We start from the raw sequence: 26,013 nt of genomic DNA, 5'->3' as shown, positions 1-26,013 counted from the left end.
GGAGAATGCTATTGAACCTCAATCAGTTTGATCAGCCGGTCGGTGAGGCTCTGCCCGACTGGCAACCGGTTACCAGGCCACCCTGTATGCCACTCACGGGTCAGCACTGCCTTCTCCTGCCGCTGAGCATCGATCATGCAGAACCGCTATTGCAGGCATTTATGCTGGCACCGGATGATCGCGACTGGACCTGGCTGAGCGCAGAGCGGCCCGCCTCTCTGCCGCAGATGCAGCGCTGGATTGCGGATAAAGTGGCAGATGCAGCCCTCGTGCCCTTCACGGTCTGCTCGCCAAATCAGCAGCCCTGCGGCGTGGTCTGCTTCGCCAGCATTGAGCCGGGACACGGCACTGTTGAAATCGGTCACGTCACCTGGTCGCCGCTGATGCAGCGCAGTGTCATTGGCAGCGAGGCGATTTATCTGCTGCTGCAACAGGCTTTCTCGCTCGGCTATCGGCGAGTGGCGTGGCGCTGTGATTCAACCAATATCGCATCACGACGCGCAGCAGAACGGCTGGGGTTCCGCTTTGAGGGCCGTTTTCGTCAGGTTATGACGCGTAAACAGCGTAATCGCGATACCGACTGGCTATCAATTATTGACCGTGAATGGCCAGATGTTCAGCGCGCCCTGAGTGCCTGGCTAAGTGCGGATAATTTCGCTGCCGGGGGACAGCAAAAGCGCCCGCTCAGCGCCTGCTTCGCCGACGTTAACCCGGCTGATGCAAACGCGACAAGTCCTGAACGCGGAGCGGATGCTGGCGATTAATGCAGCCGACGCACGGTCAGTGCCGCGGACCAGCGCTGTCGCTGACAGCGCGGGCAGACTGCCTGCTGCTCAGCCTCAATGATCTGCGTCTGGCCGCAATGGGTGCAGGCATAGAGCGCGCTGACCGGCACAGTGCTGTAATCCTGCCGGTGCTCAGGAGGCAGTACGCTTAACCCGGCGCGCATCTCATCGTCATCGTAGAAATAGAGGCTGAGCTGACCATCAACCTCCACCAGCGCCAGCCGGATCTGCCCCAGATGCTCCACACCACTCTGCCGTAACTCCATATAAAACTCATCTTCAGAAATATTCAGACGATCCAGACTCTCCAGCACATACAATCCCTCTTTAATCAGGGTAATCACGTCGCCCTGAATAAGCCGTGAAAAGCGCGGGCTGTGCGCCGTCAGCCAGGTCGTGAAGCGGTAGAGCGCCAGCAGGACTACAAACACCATAATGACCGGCAGCACCGGCACATCATCGTAAAATGTCACATCACCGGACGCGGAACCCAGCGTCAGGATCACCACCAGCTCGAACAGCGACAGCTGGCGCACGCCGCGTCGTCCTGAGACTTTCAGAAAGGTGAACACCACCAGATAAGCGATCATGACCCGTACCACCACCTCAAACAAAAAGGTGGCCGGTTGATCGTTAAGTAAGAAACGGTGCCAGTCGAATGAGAACATAGTCTGTAAAACATCCTGTTTTAGGGGGCGCGCATCGTCGCATCACCCGTTGATGACCCGCTGATTCAGGCCAGTGATAAGTAAATCTTGTCGCCAGCCCGCCAAAAGGCAAGCGAAGCTGTAACGCGAAAGTGGGCGAGTCTGACCTCTCTGCATGTTGAGGAAAAGGTTAACAAAGCTGAAAATGGCGCTGACACTATTCACGCTGCGCTTATCGGGCCGTTCGCAAAACCGCATGCTAAAACTTCCTGTTTCTGGCTGGATAATTTTTACCGCTGCGCTTTTTTCTTTTACTTCAATAAATTGCGAACCAAACCTTACTGCCTATACTTTCCAGTAAGGCTTCCGCAAAACCTTTCAACATCCAGAGAAGCCAGCCTTTTTCTGCCGATAGCGTCACTGGCCTATACCTGCTATCTCACTCGTCCACACCGCGACAGGCCCTGATGCCTGCAACTCAGTGTCTGTGGCTTATGGCATGGATCGCCCGTCCGTTCAGAGTGGTCAGATCGATCAGTCTGCAATGCATACCCTGACGCCCTGACCCGTTTCACGACGGCTCGTCAGCGGGGAGCGTGTTGCTTTTTTTCGGGAGATGCCATGACGCCCTTTTCCAGTTTCTGGCAGGCCGGCTACGAAGGTGCCGATCATATCAATCCTGCCGGCCTTGCGCTGTCGATGAACGATCTTAACCAGCATCAGGCGCGTGCAGCAGAAGATTATGCCGCGCTGGCCCCCTTTTCCATTCGCACAGTGCGCGAAAGCGTCGGCTGGCGGTTATGTGAGCACGATGGCCGCTATGACTTCTCGACGGTCGCGGCCCGGATGCAGGCCGCAGAGCAGCAGGGCATTCAGCTGAGCTGGACAATCTGCCACTACGGCTGGCCCGCTGGCGTCAGCCTGTTTGACCACGACTTTGTCAGCCGTTTCGCCGCCTTCTGTGGCGCACTGGCCCGCTTCCTGGCCCCCTGGTATCAGCAGGCGCCAGTCTACTCTCCGATGAATGAGATCTCCTTTGTCAGCTGGGGTATCTCGGTAGGGCTGTTCACCTGTGAGGCGATCGCTGAAGCGGATCGGGCGGATGCCGCCAAGCAGCAGCTGGTGCGCGCTACGCTGGCAGCCTGTGATGCCATCTGGCTGGCCGATCCGCGAGCGCGTCTGCTGCACTGTGATCCACTGATCCATATCGTGCCCGATCCCGCCGATCCGGCCAGCGACGTGCTGGCACGTGAGATGTGTGACACCCAGTATCAGGCGTGGGACATGCTGAGCGGCAGGCGCAACCCGGAACTGGGCGGCGCCCCACGCTATCTCGATCTGATTGGCGTGAATTACTACCACGACAATCAGTGGGAGCAGGGATCAAACCGGCGGCTTTACTGGCATCTGGGCGACAGCCGACGCCTGCCGCTGCATCGGATGCTGCAGCAGGTCTGGCAGCGTTATCAGCGGCCACTGCTGCTGGCGGAAACCAGCCACGTCGGCAGCGGACGCGGAAGCTGGATCCTTGAGATCGCCGCGCAGGTTGCGCAGGCGCTACTGGCAGGCGTTGAGCTGCACGGCATCTGCCTCTATCCGATCCTCGATCGTCCCTTATGGGAGGAGACGACTTTCTGGACCCGCAGCGGTTTGTGGGATCTCGATCTGCTGGGGGCCGATCCCTATGCCCGCCAGCTACAGCAGCCTTATGCCGACGCATTGCGTCAGGCGCAGCGCTTTTTGCAGCACATCCACTCCTCAAAACACCCCTGTCAGGAGCACACTATGAAACCACCTGTTCTCATCGTTTTCAGCCATTTACGCTGGGGATTTGTTTTTCAGCGTCCGCAGCAGCTACTGACACGACTGGCACAGCACTATCGCGTGCTGTTTGTCGAAGAGCCGGTCTGGCAGGCGGGGCCACAGGGCCTGCATCAGAGCTCGCCTGCCGCTAACATCACGGTGATCCAGCCGCATACCGACAGCGACGCGCCTGGTTTCCACGACAGCCAGATCGCCTCGCTGCTGCTGCTGCTGACGCCGCTGCTGGAGGAAGATGAACAGCCGCTGATCTGGTTCTATACGCCGATGGCGCTGCCGCTGCTGACCCCTTTTGATCCGTCACTGGTGATTTACGACTGCATGGATGAGCTTTCCGCTTTTCAGAATGCACCGCGCCAGCTGCAGCAGCGCGAATCCGCGCTGATGACCCGCGCCGATCTGGTCTTTACCGGCGGCACCAGCCTCTATGAAGCGAAACGTGACAAACATCCTCAGGTTTACTGCTTTCCCAGCAGCGTTGATGCTATCCACTTTGAGCAGGCGCGCGATCGCAGCAATCGTCATCCGATGCAGGATGCGATTCCGGCACAGCGTCTTGGCTATTACGGCGTGCTGGATGAGCGCATAGACCTGCCGCTGATTGCGGCGCTGGCGGACAGCCACCCCGAGTGGCAGATCATTATGGTCGGCCCGGTGGTAAAAATCGATCCCGCCAGCCTGCCGCAGCGCGACAATATTCACTGGCTCGGACAGCAGCCCTATCAGGCGCTGCCGCAGTTTCTGGCAGGCTGGGATGTCTGTCTGATGCCGTTTGCCATCAATGCCTCGACCCGCTACATCTCACCGACCAAGGTGCTGGAGTATATGGCGGCGCAGCTGCCGATTGTCAGTACCGCGATTATTGACGTAGCGCGGCATTACGCAGAGGAAGTGGCGGTGGCAGAGAGCCCCGCTGAATTTATTGCCGCCTGTGAACAGGCAATGGCGATTGGTGCCGCAGAACGGCTGGCGCTGGCGGGACGGATGCAGGCAAAGGTCGATGCCACCTCATGGGATCGCACCGCTGAACAGATTCATGGACTGATCCAGCAGGCGCTGACGCAGCGTCAGCCCGCACTAAGGTCGGCCAGCCAGGGCAGCGCGCAGGCGAATATCACGCCGTTAACCCCATTGATGCTGGAGAGTGAAGCTGTGCCCTGCCTGATTATCGGAGCCGGGCCAACCGGGCTGAGCGCCGGTTATCACTATGGCGAAGGCGCAGTGTTGCTGGAGAAAAATGCCACGCCTGGCGGCTGGTGCCGCTCGATTGACGATCAGGGTTTTACCTTCGACTATGCCGGTCACATTATGTTCTCGCAGGACCCGTACGTCTTGCAGCTGTATGAGATGTTGCTGGGCGACAACCTGCACTGGCAGGCGCGTGAAGCCTGGGTCTACAGCGATGGCGTTTATACCCGCTATCCCTTCCAGTCCGCGCTGCACGGCTTGCCGGTCGAGGTGGTAAAAGAGTGCGTGCTGGGCGCTATTGAGGCGCGTTATGGCGAAACGGCCGCCGCCGCGGTGCCACTGGATCGGGCGCGGGCACGGCGGGACTGCTGCGCAGATGGCGCGATCCCCGATGAGGGCAGCAGCACAGGCGTGGTGGAAGGCGAAGAGGATTTCCAGCACTTCATTATGCGCACCTGGGGCAAAGGCATCGCGCGTCACTTTGCCCTGCCCTACAACCAGAAACTGTGGAAGGTGCCGCTGACCGACATGGAAACTTCATGGCTGGGCGGACGCGTACCGCTGCCCGATCTGGCGCAGATCATTGATGGCGCACTGCAACCGCTGGCGAAACCGGTTGGCCCCAATGCCCGTTTCGGCTATCCGCTGCGCGGTGGCTTCCAGGCGCTGATGTCCGGCTTTTTGCCGCACCTGAAATGTACGCTGGAAACGGACGCCACCCTGACCCGCCTCTACCCGCAGGCGCACGTCGCGCTGCTGGCGGATGGTCGCCACTACCGTTATGAACAATTGATCAGCACTATGCCGCTGCCGGAGCTGATTAAACTGATGGGCGATGAAGTGCCGGATAGTGTGCAACGGGCGGCGCAGCAGTTGCAGTTTGTCTCGGTGCGCTGCGTTAATCTGGGAATTGGCCGCGCTGACCTGACCGAAAAGCACTGGATTTACTATCCTGGCGATACGCTGTTTCATCGCATCTTTGTGCAGGGCAATGCGAGTCCGCACTGCAACCCGCCGGGCGGTTTCGGCTTAACCTGCGAAATCACCTATAACACGGCCAATCCGCTGCCGCTGGCGGGGGATGCGCTGATTGAGCGCTGCCGTCAGGATTGCATCAGAGTTGGCATGATCACCGCGGACGATCCGCTGCTCTGTGCCTCAGAGGTCGATATGCCCTACGCCTACGTGGTCTATGACCATGCGCGCAGCACTAACGTGGCGCTGATCCGCCAGTGGCTGCTGACCCAGGACATTCATCTGTCAGGCCGCTACAGCGAGTGGGAATATTACAACTCGGATCACGCCTTCCTTGCCGGTAAACGCGCCGCCGAAAATGTCCGGCTGCAGCATGTCAGCGAACGGACGCTCGGCTGACCCGGCGCAGTCGCTACGAAAGCCGCTGGCTGCACTTCGCGTCTTTCAGCGACTGCAACTGCGTCAGTCGCCGCTCCGCCTTCTGGCTGGCATTGTATTTCGCAATGCCATTGCCCAGCCCGAAATCCCCGACAAAGCCCAGCACGGTCAGTGCATCGAACTGGCCGGTCTGCTCAATATCACTCTGCACGCTGTGCGCTTTCACCAGCTCCTGATCCAGCGCGCTGCAATTCAGCACCGCCGTCTCTTCCGGGGTGACCGCGGACGCCTGCGGATACTGCTTGGTCGCGCAGCCGCTTAATACCAGCGTCAGCAGCACGATTAAGACGCTCTGTTTACTCATTTTTCATTGCCTGTTTTTTATCCAGTTAATACTGTTATCGGCAGCATCCCCCGGGATCATGAGTCTCTGACCTACCAATAATGGTCGAAACCGCTACGCTAATGTAGGATTCAGCGCGCTGCTGTCAGTTGCAGCGTGTTACCTGTAGGAAGTCACGCAGCGAACGCACATTGCCCGTTCATCACTTCTGCCAGACCTTTCAAAGAGTTAGCCAGCATGATGCTGTCATCAGCAGCGTTTAAAAAGCAAAGCCTGACCGATAATCAGTGACGAGGCAGCCGCATAAGCAAAGCCAGACACAGAAAATTCGCGCGTCGGGTTTATCAGAGTTGTTCGAGATGAGGTTTTTCCATGCGTTTTAAAGGATTGAACATCGGGTTTTTCATTTTGATTCTGGCTATTGCCACCCTCGGTTTTTTCGAGGTGCTTTCGCCCTATTTCTCGCCGATTTTATGGGCGGCGATTCTGGCGGTGATTTTCCATCCGCTGAAAACGTATCTGCGGGTCCGAATGGGCGAACGCAATGGCCTGGCCGCGTTGATTACCCTGCTCTGTATCTGTCTGATTGTGTTCACGCCGCTGGCTATTATCGCCTCATCGCTGGTGGTCGAAACCAACGCGGTCTATCACAAACTTCAGACCAACTCGGCGCAGTTCCCGGCGGTCTTCGCCGATCTGTTGCAGCATCTGCCGCGCTGGGCAAAACATTATCTGGCTGAAAATAACCTGGATAACGCCGAACAGATTCAGCAGAAACTCTCCTCGTTTGCCCTCAAGGGCGGTCAGTATGTGGCAGGCAGCGCCTTTATCATCGGTAAAGGGACGTTCAGCTTCACCGTCGGCTTTGGCGTGATGCTTTATCTGCTGTTCTTCCTGCTGAAAGATGGCTCCTATCTGGTGCATCTGATCCTGGAAGCGCTGCCGCTCTCAACCTACGTGAAGCATCACCTGATGGTGAAGTTTGCGGCCGTGGCGCGCGCGACGGTGAAAGGCACGGTGGTGGTCGGTATTGTTCAGGGTATTCTCGGCGGGCTGGCATTCTGGTTTACCGGTATAGACGGTAGCCTGCTGTGGGGCGCACTGATGGCCTTCCTCTCCCTTATTCCGGCAGTCGGTTCCGCCATTATCTGGGTGCCTGCGGCGATCTTCTTCTTCGCCACCGGTGCACTGTGGAAAGGGCTGTTCCTGGTGGGCTTCTTCGTGGTGATTGTCGGACTAGTGGATAACATCCTGCGTCCGCTACTGGTCGGCAAAGACACCAAAATGCCTGACTATCTGATTCTGATCGCCACGCTGGGCGGCATGGAGATTTACGGCATCAACGGTTTTGTAATCGGTCCGGTGATTGCCGCTCTGTTTATCGCCTGCTGGAACCTGCTCTCCGGACGCGATAACCGCGAAAACATCGAAGCCATCGACGAAGAGTTTATCGAAGAAGGCAAGAAACAGTCTGATACCGCGGCAGAGGCTGCGGCTGAAGCGGCGGCGGTCTCCGCCGATGCGGCTGCAGAGACGGAAAGGAAAGTCTCTGCGTTAGCCGCCTCGGAGAAAGAAACAGCGGAAAAGAAAGCGTAATCCGAGTCAGGCAAACCCAGGTTAGTATCGCAGTGAGAGCGAGACCTGCTCAGGAAACACGGTCAGATCGGAAAGGCGCAAAATCCGCCATCCATGGCATGCTCGGCCCGCGCGATTACGCACCTCATCCCTGAGGTGCGCCCGTAAACGGGCTAACGCTTTGCGTTGTTCAAAAACGCTCCCGGCGTTTTTGTCCCAGGCGCGGGACGCTTTCCTCTTCTGACCGTGTTCCCAGCGCGTTGAGCTTATGCGTTGCTGACAGGGGCATTACGAGTCGGCTTTATCACCCATAAAAAAACCCACCTTTCGGTGGGTTCTTTTTTTAACCTGAGAACAGCCGCGAATTAGTTAGTCGCTTTGTTTTTCAGATCTTCAGCACCCTGCTTGGTTTTATCCCAGCCTTTCTCAGTGCCTTCTTTGGTTTTGTGCCAGCCTTTCTGCGTACCTTCGGTGATTTTACTGCCGGTGGTATCGCTTTTGCCTTCAGCGGCATGCTCAGACTTCAGCTTCAGCTCTTTGCCTTCGTTCTGGGTCTGATGCAGTTTTTCCTTCGCGGTATCGGCGCCTTTATGCGCTTCCGCAACGGTGTTGTCTGTGGTGGTAGCAGCAAATACCGGCGAGGCCAGCAAAATAGCAGACAGTGCAATAATTGATTTCTTCATAATTCCCTCTGTATGAATCGTTGCCGTGTAGGTTTTAATCCTGGCATAGTGTTCCCAGGAAAGATTTAAGAATAAACCAGGAATGAAAAAGGGCCAGTTTTCACCAGAAAAAGCCGCCGGCTGTAGCTTTTTCGTCCATTACCAAAGTGCGAGTTGCGGATCGTCGTCAGGTTTCGGCTGGCTTCGGCTGACGCGAGCAGGCAGTGCAGGCTGCTGCATCTGATGAGTGATCCACTGCAGCAACACCGTCACTATATAGGTCTGCTGCTCCGCGCTCAGCGGCTGGTGCTGTCCGATGTTGTGCCACTTACTCAGACAGCCACGACAGCAGGTTGCGGTGGCGTGCTGAGCGATAAACACCGGGTGGCCGCGCATCGGCGTCTGCTTGCCATCCTTTTCAGGCTGCGCAGGCGCCAGCCGCTGTGCCACAAACTCAGCGGCGTGCTGGCGCAATACCGGCTCGCCTTTGCTGCTCGCATAATCATATTCCGCGCGTCCCAGAAGAAAGCGCTGGCGGAACGGCGAGCGTGACAGCCGGGTAAAAAGATCGTCAGAAACCTTCATGCTGATTGCCAGTCACTCATATTTACGTCCCGCCAGATAGCGTACGCCCTGCGACCCGAACGCCTCACGATGGAGTTCATTTGGCTGCAGATGAAATGTCTCACCGGGATGATAGGTGGTATCGCCTTGTTCGGTACTGATGGTGATGTCACCACTCAGAATCAGTGCCAGTGCTTCAAAGGGATGTACATGATTATCAAGCTGGGCGGCGGCTGCACGCTCAATCAACAGAGGCTCGTCAAAACCCTGTTCGGCTAACAATTTTCTGAATTCGTGTTCTGTCATCGCAACTCCTCAGTGTGGATCTGACCCTTAGCAGTGTAGACGATCTTTATCGCCGCTTATGGCACTCAACAGGTTACGTAAAGTAGCGCAAGCAGGGTTGTTCACCGGTCAGGCCAGTGCTGTACTTGCCGTCTCGTTACAGCCATTTTGACATCGGGATAACGCAAAAGTATGTCTCAACAGGAGAAAACTGCCCTGCTGCTGATTAATCAGCGCTCGCGCAAAGGACGCGCCGAGGCCAGCCGCGCACAGTCGCTGCTGGCTCAGGCCGGGTTCACCCTGCTGCAACTGGCCGGAGATGATACCCGCAGCTACAGCGAATTAATCGCGGCGTATGCCCATCGCGTTGATGCGGTGATCGTCGGCGGTGGCGACGGCACGCTTAATGCGGCCGCGCCAGGACTGATGCAGACCGGCCTGCCGCTGGGCATTTTACCGCTGGGCACCGCCAACGATTTTGCCCGCACGCTGGGCATTCCTGCCAGCCTGGAGTCCGCGATAAAGATTATCGCTGACGGGCAGCTGCGCGCAGTGGACCTGGGTGAGGTGAATCAGCACCTGTTTCTGAACGTCTCCAGCATCGGCTTTTCGGTGGAACTGGCGCGCAACCTCACGGCGGAATCGAAAAAACGCTGGGGAGTGGGCGGTTATGCCCTGGCGGCTTTGCGGGTGCTGCGGCAGAGCCGTCCCTTCAGCGCTACGCTGGTGCATCAGGGCTATCGGACGCCGATCAAAACGGTTCAGGTGTCGGTGGGCAATGGACGGTTTTATGGGGGCGGCATGACAGTGGAACAGCGTGCCGCACCGGACGATGGGTTACTGGATGTCTACAGTCTGGAGCTGCAGCATAGCTGGCAGCTCATTGCGCTGCTGCCCTTTCTGCGGCGCGGCACTCACGGTCGCTGGCGTAACGTGCGGGCATTCAGCGCCACGGAGCTGACGATTGAGACGCGCCGTCCCCATTACATCAATGCAGATGGTGAGATTATCGGTCAGACACCCGCGCATTTTCGCCTGATCGCCAGTGCACTGCGGGTTTATGCACCGGGCGACAGCGCAGCAAAATAGCCCGACGGTGGGCGTGGTAACCGATCGCGGTGAGAAACTAGTGCTGGGTGCTCTTTTTTTCAGCGTAGTCGATGTGTTCGGAAAGATTGGCGACCAGCTTTTTCGCCATTTCGAGGGTCAGACCCAGAAACAGGGTCTCCTGCGGGCCCTTTTCACGCGGGGCATTGGGATCGATATAACCGAATTTCACTACCAGTGCCTGATGAGTGTTCAGGGGACCAATATGCCAGCCGGTAACCGGGTAGAAGGTAAATCGCGTAAATTCATTCATTTAATCCTGACTGTAAAAGCATAACGCTGATTGATAGTCAGGCCAGCTCTGATGATAAAGCATGAGTGGAATACTCAGTCTGAACGAAATCGACAGGATTACAAGGGAAGCGGCATAACAAGCGCAGCGTGACGCAATGAGGATCTATAATGCATTCAGGGCCTGCTGCAGCAAGGGGATGAGGATATCTCAGGCGTGTGTAACCTGCGCGGCTCCGGCACGGGCGCTCTCCTGTCAGGCCAGGGCGATCGCCCCTCAGGACTCTTTATCGGCTCGGGGAATAATCGAGATATGGCCGTTAACCTCCAGCACGGCATATTTAATCTGATCAAACCGCTCAAGCCCCTGCCCGGATCGCGCCGCTTCCAGCACATCATCAGGACTGATGCCGGTCATCTTCATGCGGTCAGTCAGCAGATTACCATTCTCGACCAGGATCACCGGGCCGCCATCGATCACCTGCTCCACCACCGGAAAGCGACTTTTCAGTTTGCCCAGCACAATATCAATCGCTACCAGCGTGATAATAGTCAGCGCCGCGCCGGTAACAGAAAAATCGTCGCCCAGCAGCGCCTGCTGAGTTGCTTCACTGATGATCAATAGCAGAATCAGATCGAAAGAGGTCATCTGCAACAGAGTGCGTCTGCCGGCAATTTTGAACACGACCATCAGCACCAGGTAGATCGCTGCGGCACGTAATACCGTTTCCATAAAGCGCCTCTGTCAGGGATAAATCCATTGAGTAAAACGGGCCGGAGCATGGCCGTCACCATGAATAGTGACGTGAATGCGGCCCGCATTGCGCGGCTGCAGGCCAAGCCAGATCGCGTGATCCGGTCCGGTGTTGCGGGCCGAAAAGGTCAGCCGCAGATCACTGCCAATCGTCACCGCCTCCAGCGGTTGAGGCTGCAGCGTCTGGATTTGCAGGTTATCCAGGGCGCCACCGCCAATCGTAACGGTAAAGCGATCGGTTACCGGTGCGTTGTAGCGAATGCGCATATCCATATTGCTCTCAACCCGGCCAAACCGTTCATACTCCACCTGGATGGTCCCGTCCGGCGAGCGGGCGCTGCCGTTACTCAGCACGCCTTTGGAAAAGAGTCCGCACGCACCCAGAATCACCAGCGCAATCAGGACGTATTCACCGATACGCTGAATCAGCCATTCACGGCGTACCCAGCGGAGGTTTTCCTGAATCGGTACTGCCTGGCCGCTGCTATCCTCTTTTTTCACCGTGACCTCACACACTGTTGGCTCAGGAACAAAAACTGCACGCTGCGTTAAGCATAGCCAGACAGTATCGGTTCACTATCTGGCGGGTCGTGACCTTTTCAGCGGGACAATCTGGCACCGCATCCTGCCGTTTACAGCCAGCCGGAGCGACGCAGTTTGGCCCACAGCCCGCCGCAGGCCAGCAGGGTCAGCCCAACCGCCAGCGGATAGCCATACAGCGACTTCAGCTCCGGCATATGCTCGAAGTTCATGCCATACATACTGAAGACCACGGTCGGGATCACCAGGATCGCACCCCAGCCTGCCAGCTTTTTCACCACTTCATTCTGCTGCACCGTCACCAGAGCCAGATTGACCTGCATGGCGCTGGTCAGCATCTCGCGCATATCTTCCGCGTCGGTGACGACATGCCGGGCGTGATCCTGCACGTCGCGGATGTAGGCGCGCAGCGGACGCGGGATCAGATCTTCATGCAGGTGGATCAGCTGATTGCAGATCTCCTCCACGGGCAGCGCCGCATTACGCAGTTTAAGCAAATGACGCCGTACGGTGTAGACCGACTGCACCGACTTACGATCAAATTCACTGGTGAAGAGATCGTTCTCCATCTGTCCGACCCGTTCATTCAGCGAGGTGGACAGTTCGGCATAGCGATCAACAATAAAATCGAGCAGGCAGTAGAGCGGATAAGCGGGACCAAACTTCAGCAGCGCCGGGTTTTCAGCCGCCCGCTGCCGCACCGGGGTGTAGCTTTCAGAGGCGCCGTGACGGATGCTGATCAGGAAGTTTTTTCCGACAAAAAGATGCGTTTCGCCCAGTTCGCAGCTGTCATCCTTAGCGCACACCGTTTTCACCACGATAAACAGCGATTCGCCATAATGTTCGATTTTAGGTCGCTGATGGGCATTAAGTGCATCCTCAACCGCCAGTTCATGAAGGCCGAACTCCTCTTTAATCTTCGCCATAAACTCAGCGTCTGGCTGCCACAACCCGAGCCAGATAAACGCCTCCGGCTCTTTGATCACTTCACTGATATCATCGACTTCGACCTCTTCGCCCGCGCATCCCGGACGATACACCCTGCTGCTTACGATCATCTTCTGCTTTCCCGTTGTGACAATACATGCAGCTTAGCCAATCCCGCGCCTGTAACCGGATAAAAACCGTAAGGATTTGCTGCGGCGCTGTTCGATCAGCGGCTTACCACTTCAGCCCCAATCCGGTGGAGAAAATGCCTTCGTTCAGGGTGTCGGGTATGCCGCTGACCAGATTACGGTGATAGCCAACGTGCAGCGTTGACCACGAAGTCAGGCTGTAGCGCAGGCCGACTTCGGCATCCAGCATAAATACGCCGTCATCATCCAGCGAATGGCCAACATCGCCATTGCTGTAAAGCGTGACCGACTTGCCCAGCAGATAGCGCTGATAGTTCCAGCGCAGCGAGCCGCCAAAGTGCCGCTCTTCCCGGTCATCGCTGTAGCCATACTCAAAGGCACCGCCCAGCACCGAGAGTGAGAACGCGCTGAGTTCGGTGTCCCACAACTGATAACCCGGACCGGTGCCGATCAGCGCCTGACGTGACAGATTCTCCACCCAGTCGCGCTTGTAAGTGGCGCGGGTCTGCCAGAAGAACTGCTCTCTGACCAGATAGTCAAAGGCGTAGCGCAGGCTGTAGTTATCGGTATTGATGTTCTCGTTTTCCTGCTCGCGATTGTAGGTCGCACCGATATCGTGACGCCATTTTCCCTGGTTCAGTTTGGTGTTGAGCGCGAAGCTGTAGTCGTCAGTTTTGGTCGAGGCTTTTTTGACCTTCACGCCCGCATCGATGTTGCCGGTCCAGGCAAGCTGATCGCTGCGGACTTTGGCTTTCATAAACTCATCAATGCGCCGCAGCGAAACCTGCTGCTCCTGCTCGTTGCGTTCCACCCAGACATAGCCGGGATCGGATGAGGAGAGCCGCACCTGATAATGTTCGCCGGTCTTTTTGTTTTCGACATTCACCGGATTCTCGCTGGCGAGCGTACTGACCGCACTCCAGTCCAGCGTGACGGTACCGGCGTAGTGTGTCTCTATCGCCAGCTTGCCGTCGCTGAGATAACGAATCGTGCCGGTCAGCCGATCGCCATTATTCAGCCAGACGGTATCGGCAGTGGCCTGCTGTGCCCATCCGGCGCAGCAACTGATGACCAGCAGCGGGATAAACGAGGTGGCGCAACGCATAGCTTTCCCTGTAAAGGCGTCGTCTTGCACGGGCGACGCGTCACCGCAAATTCTGACCTGACAATTAAGCCGATTCTGCAACGATATGCAATGCGCCGCCTGGCTCAGGAGAGATCGTGCAGTGCTTTGCCGAGCGGTGGAGTAATAGCGAAGTCCGTAAAACTCATCGCCAGCCCTTCACGTTCAGGCGAGCAGCCCATCACTCCGACAAACCGCCGCCCCTGACCGGGCCACGGGCAGAGCCGTAACAACGGCCAGCTCACGCCGTCGGTAGAGTACTGAATTCTTAAGGCCGCATTTTCCAGGGTGGCGCGCAGCCAGAACTGGCGCGCATCGCCGGGAAACACACCAGTAGACCAGTCGGAAAACTCGCGCGTCACCACGCTGCCAATTGCGGGCTGGTCATCGTTAAACTCAATGCCCGCCTTAACCCAGTGCGTTTCGTTATCCTGAATAAACAGCCCGGCCTGATCGTAGAGCTGACTGAAATCCGCCCTCACCTGCACCTGAACGGTAAAGTCGTTTTCCACCCAGAAGCCAAAAGCGTGGCCGCTGTGCCGTTCGAAGCCGTACCAGGTACGCTGCCAGAAATCGCTGTTCAGCGCGGTTTCGAACCTCAGCGTATCGCCATCCAGGCTGTGTACCGGCGGCTGATTAATCCAGACGCCACCTTCAGTGGTAATGGAACTGACTGCTGTCATAGGCACTCCTTTGGGTAAGTTAAACCGCCCGCGTGCTGGCCGATCTGCGGCGTGGCGATTGACCTGATTATCATAGCGTTGATTGGTGAACAGGCGGCAGACGATTGCGGCAAATCTGATGGTGTCGATGTGGCAGGCAGTGAGGTCAGCAGACCCGTGGCTGCAGAGACTCCGGCTCTGTTTGCGGTTTCGCTTATATGCCCTTTATTCTCCTGCCGGAAATAAATAACTGCGACCAGGTCCAGTTCACTGAACTATTTCATTTTGTTAATCCCCTGGCGAAAACAGCATTTAACAACCAGGCTTGTTTTGTCTGAGGGCAACTGAACTCATTAAATATAAGGATTAAGCCACCATGGTAGATAAATCAGAAATTTTAGATCACGCGCAGGTTGTTGATGTGAATGGCGAACATGTCGGGATTGTCGACCACTTCGAAGGCGACGACAAAATTAAGCTGGCGAAAAGCGATCCTGAAGCGGGCGGCAAACACCACATTATTCCATTCAGCTGGGTGAAAGAAGTTGATGATAATAAAGTCATCCTTTCTAAAGCCAAAGCGGATGTTGAAAGTGAGTGGCAGTCTGCATAAAACATTAGCCGTGGCGCCCGCCACGGCTTATTTTATTTATTCCGCAATGTAATTTCCGCCTCCTGCCCTGCCCATCTTTAATTTATTACTGCTTTATATTTCACACCGCCTGAAACGTCTTCAGCAATATCTGTCAGATTTTTACTTTCCATGACGCGGTGCTCCCTGTTTTTATGCCCGGTGGCGGGTGGTCGTAAGTGGAAGGTTTGGAGCGGTCATCATGGCATTGCGGCGGGAGGGAAAAAACCACCAGAATGGCGCAGCACTTTTCCGGATCTCTGTCGGTATCCGGCGGGCATAAGAAACGGCGGGTGAAGTAAAACCTGAATCCCTCACCCGCTGCGGGTTATTCCTGTTTTGCTGCGCGATCCCCCAGTACTTCCCCCACCACCGGAACCGCTGAAAAGGCATTTGGCCAGCCAGCATAGAACGCGGCCTGAGTGATAATCTCGCCCGCTTCTTCAGCCGTCAATCCGTTGTCCATCGCCCGGTTGAGATGGTAGCTAATTTGCGCACTTTGTCCCGAAGCAATCAGCGCGCTGACCGTCACCAGACTTCTGTCTCGAGGTTGTAGCGCTGGCCGCTGCCACAGATTGAGAAACAGCGGCTCGGCGGTGAATCTGACCAGCCCGGGCGAGATCGGCCCCACATTTTTCTCTACCGTTGCAGAACGCTGCTGTTCGGCTGTCTGATTCAGTGGCAGCAGTGCCGGAGAGGCTTCGGCCAGTTGATCGGCACCAATACCTCGCGCCTGAAACACATTTTTGGTCACCGCAATTGCGGACATCGCATTGGGCCAGCCGGAATAGAACGCCAGGTGAGTAATAATTTCGGAGACTTCAGCAGGCGTCACTCCACTATCGAGCGCCACACCGGCGTAATGTTGTAACTCAGCAGGCTGGTTGCGGGCGATGAGAATGGCAAGCGTGACGATACTGCGGTCACGGATCGAAAGTGCATCGCGTTTCCAGAGATCGTCGGTTATCGCTTCACGTCCGAAACGAGCCAGTGCGGGAGAGACGGACTCAATGTCGGCAACCGAAAGGCTGGATGGATTGACGTTCAACATAGTTTCACCTCTTTTGGGTTCAGCAGCGGCCAGGTCGGCCAGCATCATGGAGATCGCGGCGGCGGCAATCACTTTTTTCATCCTCTGATCAGCTCCCTGGTAAAGGTCAGTTAACAAAAGAGTTAAGAGCGCCGCGGTTTTTCAGCAGAGCAGGCACCACGGGGATCGCCTCTTTGCGGTCGGTCATCTCAGCTGTCAGCCGGATATAGTCGCGAAAATGGGGCGTTTCGCGGTGTTGCTGATAGGCGGCGTCACTGGCGTAGATTTCATAGAAGAACCAGCGATATCTGTTTTTTGCATCGGTCGCGGCATACATCGCCAGTACGCCCGGTTCCACCTTCAGTGATTCCGCCATTTCAGGCAGCACAATATCGCGGAATGCCTGCTGATCGGCCGGTTTCACGTCAACAATCACCAGGTTATTAATGGTTTCTTTATTCTGTACGAAGGGTCTATCACCCAGAAACTGCGGCTCCAGCACGGTGCTCTTTTTCTGGCCGATAAGATCAGGTGCGCGTGTAATAAAAGACCGGTACGGCTCAGAACTGAGATGTTGCTGGTATGCCTCTTCACTCGCATAAATTTCAATCATATAAGCCTGATGAGCATTTTCTTTATGTTTCAGTGAATACATCGCCAGCGTACCTGGTTGCTCTGCCAGCGAACGGGTAATATTATCTCTGGCAACTTCATCGTACTGTCCGTTTTTCCCGGCCTTAATTTCCATTTCATGCAGATTAATGACACGATTTGTGGGTTCTGTTAAAGCGGCTGCCGATGCCGGGCCGGCCATCAGCAGAGTCAGAGTCAGAGCGGTAATATTGTTCACGGTCTGCCTTAATTATCGGATGAGGTGATTTGCGATTCATTCGGTGTATTAACCGGCGCGATTTCTGTTTCATCTGGCTATTAAGCCGTTGTGAGTTCCGCATTGAGCTGAGCAATGAGTCGCGACGCGTGTTGCTTTGCTGCAGCAATTTGCTGCGTGATAATAGTTTCATTACGACTGGCATAGCTTATCCCGCAGGTATAAACCGGTTTCTGCATCTCCAGATTGCAGAGCCGGGCGGTGGTTTCAAACTGAATCAGATAATCCTCCAGCTGATGACCAAAGACGCCATCTGCCGCGTATAACGCCTGCGGTGCGCCAGTGGTGAAGGAGAGGATCAGTTTTTTACCGCCGAGTCTGGCCGTTGATCCGTGCGCAAACCCATGAACAAATACGTCATCCAGCCATAGCTTCATGAGCCCTGGCAGCGAATACCAGGAGAAGGGAAATTGCCAGACGATAATATCTGCCTTCAGCAGTGCATCCTGTTCGGTGCTGACATTGATGTTGTTGTCCGGATAAAGAGCATCCAGACGACGGATTTCAGCATCAGGCAGTGCAGAAGCGACTTCATTGAGAATGGTAGCATTACCGACCGAATGGCTCAGGTCGGGATGACCGGAAATAATTAATATATTTTTCATTTTCAGTTTTTAATCATTTATTTTTTAACAGATAACCAGGCGTTGTCGATGCCATCAAGCGCTGGGTACTTTTTGCCGTCCGGCACCGTTTAATCAAATGCAATCGCTACGGCATCCGCCTTTCCTGCCGCCAGCGCTTCACTCGGCGTTTTTACTGCGCCGCCTCCCTGACACCTGTCGGATGACTGGTGACAACACACGGTAGCGGTTTGCGACTGATCATTGGGTGGCGCCCTCTTGCTGAGGCTTATACTCTGCAGCGAACAGGCTTTCCCAGTTGGTGAATGCACCTAACAGGATGCAGTCAAAACTCAGCAGACCGGCTTTTGCCAGCGGAAAGTCAGCCAGCAGGCTTTGGGCCTGTTCCACCGAGTCGCATTCAAGGAAGATCGCAACGCCGGGTCGATCCTGTCGGTAGTAAATATCGCGTAGCGCACCGGATTTATACAGACTCCAGGCATGGAAAGCTTCGGCAGCCAGATGAGGGTGATACTTTTCCAGCGTGGCATCGGGGGCGGGTTTATCCAGACACAAAATTCGCATATCAATCTCCTGAGATTCACGGCCAGGGGGAACTGATAAGGAGTATATGCTCGCGATTTAGTGAAGATTAGGCCACTATTGACTCAAAGATATTTAGCCTGCGGCTAATAATAAGCAGCCCGATTGTGTCAGGATTATCCCGTGAACAACGCCATCTATAACCAGATACGCATCTTCCAGAGCATCGCCCGCGAAGGGAATATTTCATCGGCAGCGCGCAAACTGGAGATTACTCCCCCCTCTGTCAGTAAGGCGCTGAAGCTGCTTGAAGCGCACATCGGTCATCCGCTATTTGTGCGAACCACGCGCCGGATTGAGCTGACCGATGCCGGACAGCAGCTGCTGGAACAAACTTCAGCAGCGGTAGCCTCGCTGGAAAAATCGCTGGAAAGCATCCGTGACCAGAATCATGAACCGTCGGGACTGGTCAGAATCACCCTTTCGCGCTTTGCCTATCTGCTGGTGCTGAAACCTGCGATGGCCGATTTCTGCCAGCAATATCCCGGTATTCAGCTGGAAATTTCGGTATACGATGGCACCGTGAACATCATTGATGAACGCTTTGATTTGGGGATCCGGTTTGGCGACATTCTGGAAGGTGGCGTGGTGGCGCGACCGCTGATGAAGCCGTTTCGCGAAGGTTTGTATGCCTCTTCTGCCTATCTGGCAGCGTTCGGTATTCCAGAGTCTCCGTCTGACCTGCATCAGCACCGGCTTATCGGTTACCGGTTTATCACCAATAATCGTATTCTGCCGCTGATTCTGGATCATCATGGCGAACAGCTGACCGTTGAGATGCCGGGTCAGTTGATGAGTAATGATATTGAGGTGATGGCTGATGGCATTCGCAACGGGCTGGGTATCGGGCGACTGTTTGAACCGGTTCATAATTTACAGCCGGATAAAGAGGCATTTATTCCGGTGATGGAGCGTTACTGGAAAACTTATCCGCCGGTTTATCTCTATTATCCTAAAAGCGCGGGTAAAACGAAAAGAGTAAAAACGTTAATCGACTTTCTGCTTAAGCACACTGCGGGTTAAGCACCTGTTACTAATAGCGGGCTTACTGAATACGGCTAATGGCAGATATTTATGACGAGATATCACCTATTTTCTTTCGTATATTCCGAACGGCGATTGCTTTCAGTTAATTGCATTTTTTTGAGATCGTTATCGTAAAATTCGCTGTTTATCAGATGATTAAAGCCACTGGTTTACATCGATTTTCAGCTGGACTTTTCCTGCAATAGTTGATTATATGTACAGGTATTTAGCGCGATACAGAGGTGTTGGAGCACCCCGGTATCGCTAATCACAACCGCTATTAAGTGAGAATAGAGATCATGACTGAGTCAGAGTGTAATGCAGTTGGTTTAAATTCAGAAGCCCCTTCCGTTTCCCAGCGAAAATTAACGGTGAGTTACGCCAGCCGGTATCCCAGTTACGCGCGTATTCCGTCGATTATCATGAAAGGCCAGTGGCTGGCTGCCGCCGGATTTACCACTGGCACCGAAGTAGAAGTAAAAGTCACGGCGGGCCGTATTGTGCTGACGGTCAAACCACCAGAGCCGGTCGATGAGCAGCTGGTTAACGCGTTAGCGCAGCTGAATAAGCTGCCCGCCAGGAAACAGAAGCAGGTTCTGGCTTTGTCGGGTGTGGTTGCGGGTTAGTGGCGTTGAGGTAAAAGGATGCCGCTTCTGGTTGGGGAGCGGCAGATCAGTATTGCTGGCAATAATTATCCGCGTTTTTAAATTTAAATTAACTTTTGCCAAGCCAGCGTAGCGCTCCCCCGTTTTAATCGCCTTTTATAATGAGATTACAGATAATCTATAGATTGGAATGATTTCTGAAGAATTATTAAATGTTTATTATCAGATTGTTATCGAAAAATACAGATTATCGATGTACACACTATGTTCCTGTAAGGATCGTACTACTATAAATAAGTGCCAGAAACAGGAATCAGATAACTAACTTTGGATAAAAATTAGCGCTTACATTCTCTGGTAAATTTATATGATTTCCATGCTAGGTTGAGAGGTGTAACAAAATAGATCACAAGAAATGCAAACGTCAGAACAACAATATATGGAATAGCATTTGAAGCATCTGCATTGAAAATGCCACCCAGCCCAATAAGCATCAAAATAATAAGAGCAATGACTCCGCCCCAGAAGCGTTTACTTAGATCAATCACGAGGCTTTGAAGTGTATCTTTTTTTGACTCGTCTTTTTTTATAATACTTTTGAGTTTACCGATCTCTTTATCGGAGAAGCCGTTATTATAGAGTTCTTGCTCAAATTCGCTCATCTGATTCATCCTGAATGCCGTTGCGATACGAGCAAAATATAGCACAGTGTACCTGAGCCATGCTAACCCTCCTCTTTACATGGGCGGCACCGGTAGCGCCCGATGATATTATCTGCGGTGCTGTCATTGCTGTGGTGTAACCCGTTAATCCCGCGATGGCTGCCCCTCCTTAAGTGCTCTATCAATGCGCCTGTTACAGCTGACGAATAAGCGGCCAGCAATGCAGCTGCTGAAAGCCGGTTGATGGGGCCAACGCAGCTCTGGCTGTAACCTGATGAGATGCGATCCCAAAGGTAAGGGATAGAGGTGATGCACCTAATGAACACGATGTATGTATAAATCCACACTAACTGGCGGGATTAAGCCCAGGTTATGATCTGATTTCAATGGCTACACAGGGTCACAATAGCCGTTTAATTAAACAGAAAAACCAGCGCGAGATGAAGCAGCGTGGATATAACGATTAACCCTCATCAATCTCTTCAGATAAGGTTAAAAATGAAAACAATTACAATCGCAGCGACCATTTTATTACTCACAGCCTGTGTACCCCATAATGACAGACAACACGCTGTGGGCATGGCTAACCCAGCCTCTGTGTATTGTGAAAAGATGGGCGGCAAGCTGGACATAGTGAAGGGCGCGGATGGTGAATCAGGTTACTGTACTCTGCCAGGCGGAGAGCGCATTGAGGAGTGGGCGCTGTACAGAAGGGATAACCAATAGACTCGTTGGTCGGAAGGGATATCAGGGCAGCTATCAAGGAGCCGTAAGAATGGGACGTGGCTTTATGAAAGGAGGATTACCAGCATACGGCCGCATTGATGTTCCTGATTTCACAAAGTGTGTAGTGCGATGAAAATACTGATATTTATTATAATCTTCTCCGCAACCTGGTTTCTCAAACCTGAAAGCATCATCAGATCCCTGGTAGAAGACCACATTAGCGGTGATGGTGAAGGCGCTATGGATAGTTTCGAATTCACAGTGATTGCACTTAAGGCGGTGCTTTCTGCTCTGCTGGCCTTTATCGGTGTCTGGCTATATCGCAAAGCTAACCAACGATAACGAAGCGACATTCAAGAAGCTGTTCATCGACGGTATCCACAAGTACCTCAAGGGGCTGAACCCGCGGTGGCCTATGGTGCCGGTTAGAGGGGAGCAGATCAGAACGGGATTGCACACCAGATGAGTGTGACTTTCAATAGATGCTAATAGACATCCGAATAAATTAACCTGGCTGAACGCCTTGATATTCAAGGTTCATCACTGCATGATTATGTGGGCGTAAATGACTCTGAACATAGTAAATATTAATAAAATTCTTAATTTACCTCACAAATAGAAAATGTATAATACTTAATCATTTGACTGAAAGGGATTGATTTTGAATGAAAGGAATCGACAAAAAACTTATCATCTTCACTACAAAAAAAAGATTCAATGACAGAAATGCTGATGACATGCAAAGTGGCGACATGGATGCTGATATACTGAAAAAGCATTATCATCTCGGGCAAGTATCAACTTTCATCGACTGGACTACTTTTGGTCCCTCCTATCAGCATCCTGCTACTAATTCTATACAGCCAGTTAGTAGAGAAAAAGCCATTGCGTTGTTATATGATGAGCTACGCTCTCAGTCCTATGCCTTTTCTTTCCGAGGACCATACCAGGGCTTGATCATAAATCTTTTCAATCACATGCAACGTAGTAATGGAAATGATTTTCAGCATCCGTTTATGGATAATGCCTACAGAAATCTCATTTTGAGTGACAACTCTATCGATAGCACATTATCCATAATTAAAAACACTATCGAGCAATTTGATTTTAATAAGTCACAATTGACGAAAGAACATTTTTCAAATGTATTATCTAAAAGTCGTTTACCAAAATACACAAGATGGAAAGATTTTGTCAATGGCATGGGCATTACCGTCCATGACATAAACAGCACAGAAATTTCTATAGAAAGCCTGACCTTCCAGGGCAATAAATATACTGCGACTATCAAATACAGAGCACAAGACCATTTTGGCTTAGATAAAGAAGATATCTTAAAAGCTAAATTCAACTCAATTAGTTTCTTTAGAATATGGTTCGTTCTACAGAGGGCTAAGCATTTAGCTCAAAAGCCATTTTTCACAAATTTCGGAGCAACTATAACATTGACAGGAGAAACCAATGTTTAAATACAAAAGGATTGGAGCAGTTCTGATTTTGTTAATATCAGTATATTGCATATGGATTGCTGTAAGACCAGCAAAAATAGTCAGAGTTGATAATGGTGCAGTTTTTGTAGAACATTTACCGATGACTACAGAAGGAAAACTAAAATGGTGGTTAGAAAACAAAGATTCGCTTCAGAATAAATATCATATTATCAATACCCCAGATAACTTCACTGTTATCATCATGAACTTCGATGGTTATGAAAAGTTACCAACAGGAACCAGAGATGGTTCAATTGATGACTATACCTGCTTTGATGATACTAATGGCGGGCATAAGAAATGTGTATACAACAGCATAGCATTAGTTATAAGAGGGAGCCTTGATAGAAAAGCATTTATAAATATAGGCGATAAAACATATATACAGAGTTCTGATGGTAGGGTAACATTAAAATAAAAAAGATATTTTTTACTAAATCGCTTCAAAATTTAAATAGTCTGACCAGGTAAATCAGGCTATTTCAAAATATTTTTGACTAACTTCTTTTTAATAACCACATCATCTTCTTTAACAAGAACAGAATTTACTTTGCTTTTCTCTTCTTCAACCATTTTTGTTTGAATTATGCTTGCAATCTTATTAGTATCAACATCAGATGCTAAGACTGAAAAAACCACCAGTCAACACTATTGCATTCAACAATTTCGGTTAATTCAAAATATTCAACTATGCTCACGATTTTTAAGCAATCCTGAGAGGCGTAATACTTTCTAAACATAATATAAACAATATATTCAGCAGGATACATTCTATAGCTTTCAGTAATTTTATTTTTTTCTAATAAATCTACCAAATCATCATGCACTTTGTTAACAAACTCTTTTGCCTCAGTAAATGATATTTGTTCATCTTTCATTTTATCTTTACTCATAAAACCCTCCATTCTTATTTATAATTCCTTTAACGCAGATTTATTTTTATCAATATAATTCACATAAAACCTAATGGAGATTTTTGGAAGAACTAATTGTCAGAGTGAATTATGTCTTCACTAATCGCCGTGTAAGCAAGTCCCAGCACATGGGAAAAGACACTCTTAACAGGGCCATAGCGAAGCTTTGCGGTATTGAGCCTGGCAGGAAGAAGCAACCGCCCATGTTGAAGAAGCAACCGCCCAATGTTATGGGTGATATTGAATATTTTACTGTTCATGATCTGCTAAGAACGAGCCGGAGCTTACTATGCCACTACACCCGCTTCTCTTTACCCGCTATACGGTATTTGAGTCTCCAGCTTTTGGCTCCGTTTGGAAAGATTTCAAGATACATACCACCACCATCGGCAAGTTTGTATGACTTTTCTTTTGGCTTAGCAGAGTCAATTTGTCGGACTGTCAGCTTCATTTGGGGGCATCCAGTTGATTGAACCTGGCAATGCCCCCTACCCTGCCCCCAATCGAAACAAGAACGCAATAGGTGACCCTGGACCAAACTGGACCACAGAGAACTGTTAGATTCTGATTTTAAAGGAAAAGGTAGACCAGAAAGGATGTTAACAGAAGAAAATATGGTACCCTACAGGATTCAAATTAACACTGTAACCTATTGACTAAAAACCACAAAATCGCGTTCGAAAAAATTTATACCAACAATTATACCAACACATTGTTTTGCGTGGTTTGCTGGTTGGTTCTGCATAGTAACCTTTAGCACAGGGCAGATGATTTTTAACTGTTAACTTCAACGCAACCAACAAGCCGGAGTAGCTAACTCTTCAGTTCGGTCAGAAACTGAAGAGTTCAGAGGGTTAACGGTCGCTACAAACGCTGAGCGATCTATTCTTCACTCAGGTTTTAGGAAGACGTCCTCAACAACGATAAGTCCATTTCGTCATGGATACGTTTTGCAATGCTGGTTATTGATTGCGCAAAACTACCTTCGCCACGTTCAAGCAGCAATGCCCAGGCATCTGATTCCATATTCCAATTGCGTGGGACATTCATACCCGCATCAACATAGCACCACCAAGGCCACCATCCTTCGCTTTCGATTTTTGCATCGATTTCAGGAAAAACATGCCTCATCGCTTGAGCGATTGCGGGAAAATAATCATTATGCAACTTATCCTCTGGCTCGACAGTTGAGCAGATCCCGTAAGCCAGATTGCGGTAATCGCTGGTTTCAAACTCCCAGCATAATTTGAAATCATCACCTTCTTTAAATAACACCGAGAACGTTGCGTATTTGCTGCCCGTCCGCAACTCATCATTCATATCAACCTTGAATCCCAATGGTGATATTTGCTGACGCAGATATACGATAAAATCTTTCCACAGGCGTTCTTTAACTTGGCGCATATTCTGAGCAATTAAAAATGCTGCGCTGAGATTTTGCGGTGAAGCTACCAGTTTTTCTGTGAGTTCATTTTGCAATTCCATAGCTGTTTCTCCATTAATATCTTCGCGAATGAATTTTATTAGAGCGTCTACAAAACATCGTACTGCTGGTGCCTCAATATGCAATGCACACTGTGAAAGCCAGTTTTCCAATTGGAAGAAAGTGATGGGTTTAACATGCTTGTTTATATCGTCAGATGACTTTGAGCGAAAAGCAAACTCACTTATCTCGTTATTACAGAGGTATACTAAGGACCATCCGCCGCCTCGCCGTTTTGCTTCCGCTGCTAACCAGTGAGCATAATCATAAAGTTGATCTTTTTGGTCGGCTGCCCAAGGTTTGTTTTCAATACCTGTTAACTCGTTTTTATCCGAGATCAATATGTCAATTCTACGGCTATTAGAAATAGTGTATTCAGTTGAAATCTGAGCCTTCATATCAGTTTTGAGCGTTTCTGATTTCTCTATTAAATGATAAAAACTACTGAGAAACAGATCCCCCTGAGCATGGCTTTCATCAGGCCTGAGAAGGAATGCCAAACATTTAGAAAGGGTATTTTCATTAATATTGAAAAAACGTAACAAACGAAAATCAGGAGCTATCTTACTGGCATAACGTTTCTTTGCTTGATGATAGCCTTCCTGCATTAACACAGTGCTACGCAGCAACTCTCGTATATCTTGCCACTCATCGTTCTTTTCCATTATTCAGTCC

Annotated in this window: 29 protein-coding genes and 3 pseudogenes; 13 read left to right on the top strand and 19 right to left on the bottom strand. The window is 51.8% G+C overall.

Going from position 1 to position 26,013, the window contains the following annotated elements; genetic code table 11:
- Positions 1-11 precede the first annotated feature (11 nt).
- Positions 12-764, top strand: coding sequence for a GNAT family N-acetyltransferase (locus HFD95_RS04430; RefSeq protein ID WP_167429897.1), 753 nt, complete (start codon positions 12-14; stop codon positions 762-764).
- On the opposite strand, the gene HFD95_RS04425 is transcribed toward HFD95_RS04430, so the two are convergent.
- Complete coding sequence (locus HFD95_RS04425; protein ID WP_010259010.1) at positions 761-1,453, bottom strand: DUF421 domain-containing protein; 693 nt, start codon at positions 1,451-1,453, stop codon at positions 761-763. The two genes, HFD95_RS04430 and HFD95_RS04425, sit on opposite strands and share 4 nt — an antisense overlap.
- Positions 1,454-2,053: 600 nt before the next feature.
- Between HFD95_RS04425 and HFD95_RS04420 the strand changes: the two genes are divergently transcribed.
- Positions 2,054-5,815, top strand: coding sequence for an NAD(P)-binding protein (locus HFD95_RS04420; protein WP_167429896.1), 3,762 nt, complete (start codon positions 2,054-2,056; stop codon positions 5,813-5,815).
- Positions 5,816-5,828: 13 nt separating this feature from the next.
- Here the strand turns inward: HFD95_RS04420 and HFD95_RS04415 are convergent, their stop codons facing one another.
- Positions 5,829-6,158, bottom strand: coding sequence for a hypothetical protein (locus HFD95_RS04415; protein WP_167429895.1), 330 nt, complete (start codon positions 6,156-6,158; stop codon positions 5,829-5,831).
- 351 nt (positions 6,159-6,509) lie between these two features.
- Here HFD95_RS04415 and HFD95_RS04410 point away from each other — a divergent pair, with 351 nt between their 5' ends.
- Complete coding sequence (locus HFD95_RS04410) at positions 6,510-7,733, top strand: AI-2E family transporter (RefSeq protein WP_167429894.1); 1,224 nt, start codon at positions 6,510-6,512, stop codon at positions 7,731-7,733.
- A gap of 344 nt (positions 7,734-8,077) precedes the next feature.
- Here the strand turns inward: HFD95_RS04410 and HFD95_RS04405 are convergent, their stop codons facing one another.
- From HFD95_RS04405 to HFD95_RS04395, 3 genes are all read right to left on the bottom strand, one after another.
- Positions 8,078-8,395: a hypothetical protein gene (locus HFD95_RS04405; protein ID WP_010259015.1), complete on the bottom strand. Its 318-nt coding sequence runs from the start codon at positions 8,393-8,395 to the stop codon at positions 8,078-8,080.
- A 138-nt stretch (positions 8,396-8,533) separates the two neighbouring features.
- Positions 8,534-8,959 carry a DUF4186 domain-containing protein gene (locus tag HFD95_RS04400; RefSeq protein ID WP_167429893.1) on the bottom strand — a complete coding sequence of 142 codons (426 nt, stop codon included), beginning with the start codon at positions 8,957-8,959 and terminating at the stop codon, positions 8,534-8,536.
- A 12-nt stretch (positions 8,960-8,971) separates the two neighbouring features.
- Positions 8,972-9,244, bottom strand: coding sequence for a cupin domain-containing protein (locus tag HFD95_RS04395; RefSeq protein WP_010259018.1), 273 nt, complete (start codon positions 9,242-9,244; stop codon positions 8,972-8,974).
- Between the two features lie 171 nt (positions 9,245-9,415).
- On the opposite strand from HFD95_RS04395, the gene HFD95_RS04390 reads away from it, so the two are divergent.
- The gene (locus tag HFD95_RS04390; RefSeq protein WP_167429892.1) at positions 9,416-10,312 is read left to right on the top strand and encodes a lipid kinase; all 897 of its coding nucleotides are present in this window, start codon (positions 9,416-9,418) and stop codon (positions 10,310-10,312) included.
- A gap of 37 nt (positions 10,313-10,349) precedes the next feature.
- On the opposite strand, the gene HFD95_RS04385 is transcribed toward HFD95_RS04390, so the two are convergent.
- The 6 genes from HFD95_RS04385 to HFD95_RS04360 all read right to left on the bottom strand — a co-directional run bounded on the left by HFD95_RS04385 (position 10,350) and on the right by HFD95_RS04360 (position 14,737).
- A complete protein-coding gene (locus tag HFD95_RS04385; RefSeq protein ID WP_010259022.1) occupies positions 10,350-10,583 on the bottom strand; it encodes a hypothetical protein in 234 nt (77 codons plus the stop codon).
- A 255-nt stretch (positions 10,584-10,838) separates the two neighbouring features.
- The gene (locus tag HFD95_RS04380; RefSeq protein WP_010671255.1) at positions 10,839-11,294 is read right to left on the bottom strand and encodes a DUF421 domain-containing protein; all 456 of its coding nucleotides are present in this window, start codon (positions 11,292-11,294) and stop codon (positions 10,839-10,841) included.
- 12 nt (positions 11,295-11,306) lie between these two features.
- Positions 11,307-11,816, bottom strand: coding sequence for a hypothetical protein (locus HFD95_RS04375; protein ID WP_223565618.1), 510 nt, complete (start codon positions 11,814-11,816; stop codon positions 11,307-11,309).
- A 131-nt stretch (positions 11,817-11,947) separates the two neighbouring features.
- Positions 11,948-12,913 (bottom strand): magnesium and cobalt transport protein CorA, encoded by a 966-nt coding sequence (locus HFD95_RS04370; RefSeq protein ID WP_010259025.1) that lies wholly within the window; start codon positions 12,911-12,913, stop codon positions 11,948-11,950.
- A 103-nt stretch (positions 12,914-13,016) separates the two neighbouring features.
- Positions 13,017-14,036, bottom strand: coding sequence for a DUF481 domain-containing protein (locus HFD95_RS04365; RefSeq protein ID WP_083068742.1), 1,020 nt, complete (start codon positions 14,034-14,036; stop codon positions 13,017-13,019).
- A gap of 104 nt (positions 14,037-14,140) precedes the next feature.
- Positions 14,141-14,737, bottom strand: coding sequence for a DUF1349 domain-containing protein (locus tag HFD95_RS04360; RefSeq protein ID WP_158149498.1), 597 nt, complete (start codon positions 14,735-14,737; stop codon positions 14,141-14,143).
- A 355-nt stretch (positions 14,738-15,092) separates the two neighbouring features.
- Between HFD95_RS04360 and HFD95_RS04355 the strand changes: the two genes are divergently transcribed.
- Positions 15,093-15,329, top strand: a complete 237-nt coding sequence (locus tag HFD95_RS04355) for a DUF2171 domain-containing protein (protein WP_003854080.1) — start codon at positions 15,093-15,095, stop codon at positions 15,327-15,329.
- Between the two features lie 346 nt (positions 15,330-15,675).
- Here the strand turns inward: HFD95_RS04355 and HFD95_RS04350 are convergent, their stop codons facing one another.
- The 4 genes from HFD95_RS04350 to HFD95_RS04335 all read right to left on the bottom strand — a co-directional run bounded on the left by HFD95_RS04350 (position 15,676) and on the right by HFD95_RS04335 (position 18,414).
- Positions 15,676-16,479: a carboxymuconolactone decarboxylase family protein gene (locus HFD95_RS04350; protein WP_167429891.1), complete on the bottom strand. Its 804-nt coding sequence runs from the start codon at positions 16,477-16,479 to the stop codon at positions 15,676-15,678.
- A gap of 25 nt (positions 16,480-16,504) precedes the next feature.
- Entirely contained in the window at positions 16,505-17,227 is a 723-nt protein-coding gene (locus tag HFD95_RS04345; protein WP_167429890.1) for a putative quinol monooxygenase, read from the bottom strand.
- 80 nt (positions 17,228-17,307) lie between these two features.
- Positions 17,308-17,871: an NAD(P)H-dependent oxidoreductase gene (locus HFD95_RS04340; RefSeq protein ID WP_167429889.1), complete on the bottom strand. Its 564-nt coding sequence runs from the start codon at positions 17,869-17,871 to the stop codon at positions 17,308-17,310.
- 219 nt (positions 17,872-18,090) lie between these two features.
- Entirely contained in the window at positions 18,091-18,414 is a 324-nt protein-coding gene (locus HFD95_RS04335) for a superoxide dismutase (RefSeq protein WP_167429888.1), read from the bottom strand.
- A 141-nt stretch (positions 18,415-18,555) separates the two neighbouring features.
- Between HFD95_RS04335 and HFD95_RS04330 the strand changes: the two genes are divergently transcribed.
- Complete coding sequence (locus HFD95_RS04330) at positions 18,556-19,455, top strand: LysR family transcriptional regulator (protein WP_167429887.1); 900 nt, start codon at positions 18,556-18,558, stop codon at positions 19,453-19,455.
- Positions 19,456-19,757: 302 nt separating this feature from the next.
- Positions 19,758-20,084, top strand: coding sequence for a SymE family type I addiction module toxin (locus HFD95_RS04325; RefSeq protein ID WP_022626076.1), 327 nt, complete (start codon positions 19,758-19,760; stop codon positions 20,082-20,084).
- A gap of 317 nt (positions 20,085-20,401) precedes the next feature.
- On the opposite strand, the gene HFD95_RS04320 is transcribed toward HFD95_RS04325, so the two are convergent.
- Positions 20,402-20,725: a hypothetical protein gene (locus HFD95_RS04320; RefSeq protein WP_124889764.1), complete on the bottom strand. Its 324-nt coding sequence runs from the start codon at positions 20,723-20,725 to the stop codon at positions 20,402-20,404.
- A gap of 498 nt (positions 20,726-21,223) precedes the next feature.
- Between HFD95_RS04320 and HFD95_RS04315 the strand changes: the two genes are divergently transcribed.
- The 5 genes and pseudogenes from HFD95_RS04315 (at position 21,224) to HFD95_RS04300 (ending at position 23,359) form a co-directional block, all read left to right on the top strand.
- Positions 21,224-21,451 carry a DUF333 domain-containing protein gene (locus tag HFD95_RS04315; protein WP_089414547.1) on the top strand — a complete coding sequence of 76 codons (228 nt, stop codon included), beginning with the start codon at positions 21,224-21,226 and terminating at the stop codon, positions 21,449-21,451.
- Positions 21,452-21,580: 129 nt separating this feature from the next.
- A complete protein-coding gene (locus tag HFD95_RS04310) occupies positions 21,581-21,793 on the top strand; it encodes a hypothetical protein (protein WP_167429886.1) in 213 nt (70 codons plus the stop codon).
- A pseudogene (locus HFD95_RS22280) lies at positions 21,768-21,917 on the top strand (LexA family protein); the annotation flags it as partial. The gene HFD95_RS04310 and the pseudogene HFD95_RS22280, both read left to right, overlap by 26 nt.
- Positions 21,918-22,116: 199 nt before the next feature.
- Positions 22,117-22,920, top strand: a complete 804-nt coding sequence (locus tag HFD95_RS04305; protein WP_022626080.1) for a DUF3289 family protein — start codon at positions 22,117-22,119, stop codon at positions 22,918-22,920.
- Positions 22,913-23,359: a DUF943 family protein gene (locus tag HFD95_RS04300; RefSeq protein WP_010259042.1), complete on the top strand. Its 447-nt coding sequence runs from the start codon at positions 22,913-22,915 to the stop codon at positions 23,357-23,359. Before HFD95_RS04305 ends, HFD95_RS04300 begins: the two co-directional genes overlap by 8 nt.
- A gap of 202 nt (positions 23,360-23,561) precedes the next feature.
- Here HFD95_RS04300 and HFD95_RS04295 read toward each other — a convergent pair whose 3' ends face one another.
- Complete coding sequence (locus HFD95_RS04295; protein WP_158131933.1) at positions 23,562-23,834, bottom strand: hypothetical protein; 273 nt, start codon at positions 23,832-23,834, stop codon at positions 23,562-23,564.
- Positions 23,835-23,944: 110 nt separating this feature from the next.
- Here HFD95_RS04295 and HFD95_RS22035 point away from each other — a divergent pair.
- Positions 23,945-24,142: pseudogene (locus HFD95_RS22035) on the top strand (hypothetical protein); the annotation flags it as partial.
- Between the two features lie 11 nt (positions 24,143-24,153).
- Here HFD95_RS22035 and HFD95_RS04285 read toward each other — a convergent pair.
- Both HFD95_RS04285 and HFD95_RS04280 read right to left on the bottom strand, forming a co-directional pair.
- Positions 24,154-24,306 (bottom strand): annotated as a pseudogene (locus HFD95_RS04285) (Arm DNA-binding domain-containing protein); the annotation flags it as partial.
- Between the two features lie 449 nt (positions 24,307-24,755).
- On the bottom strand, positions 24,756-26,003 hold the full coding sequence (locus HFD95_RS04280) for a PD-(D/E)XK nuclease family protein (RefSeq protein WP_167429885.1): 1,248 nt from the start codon (positions 26,001-26,003) through the stop codon (positions 24,756-24,758).
- Positions 26,004-26,013 lie beyond the last annotated feature (10 nt).

Source organism: Pantoea sp. EKM10T (assembly GCF_011800685.1).
Taxonomy (GTDB): Bacteria; Pseudomonadota; Gammaproteobacteria; order Enterobacterales; family Enterobacteriaceae; genus Pantoea; species Pantoea agglomerans.
Note: the sequence above shows the minus strand (reverse complement) of the source record. Positions and strands in the feature narration are given on the sequence as shown.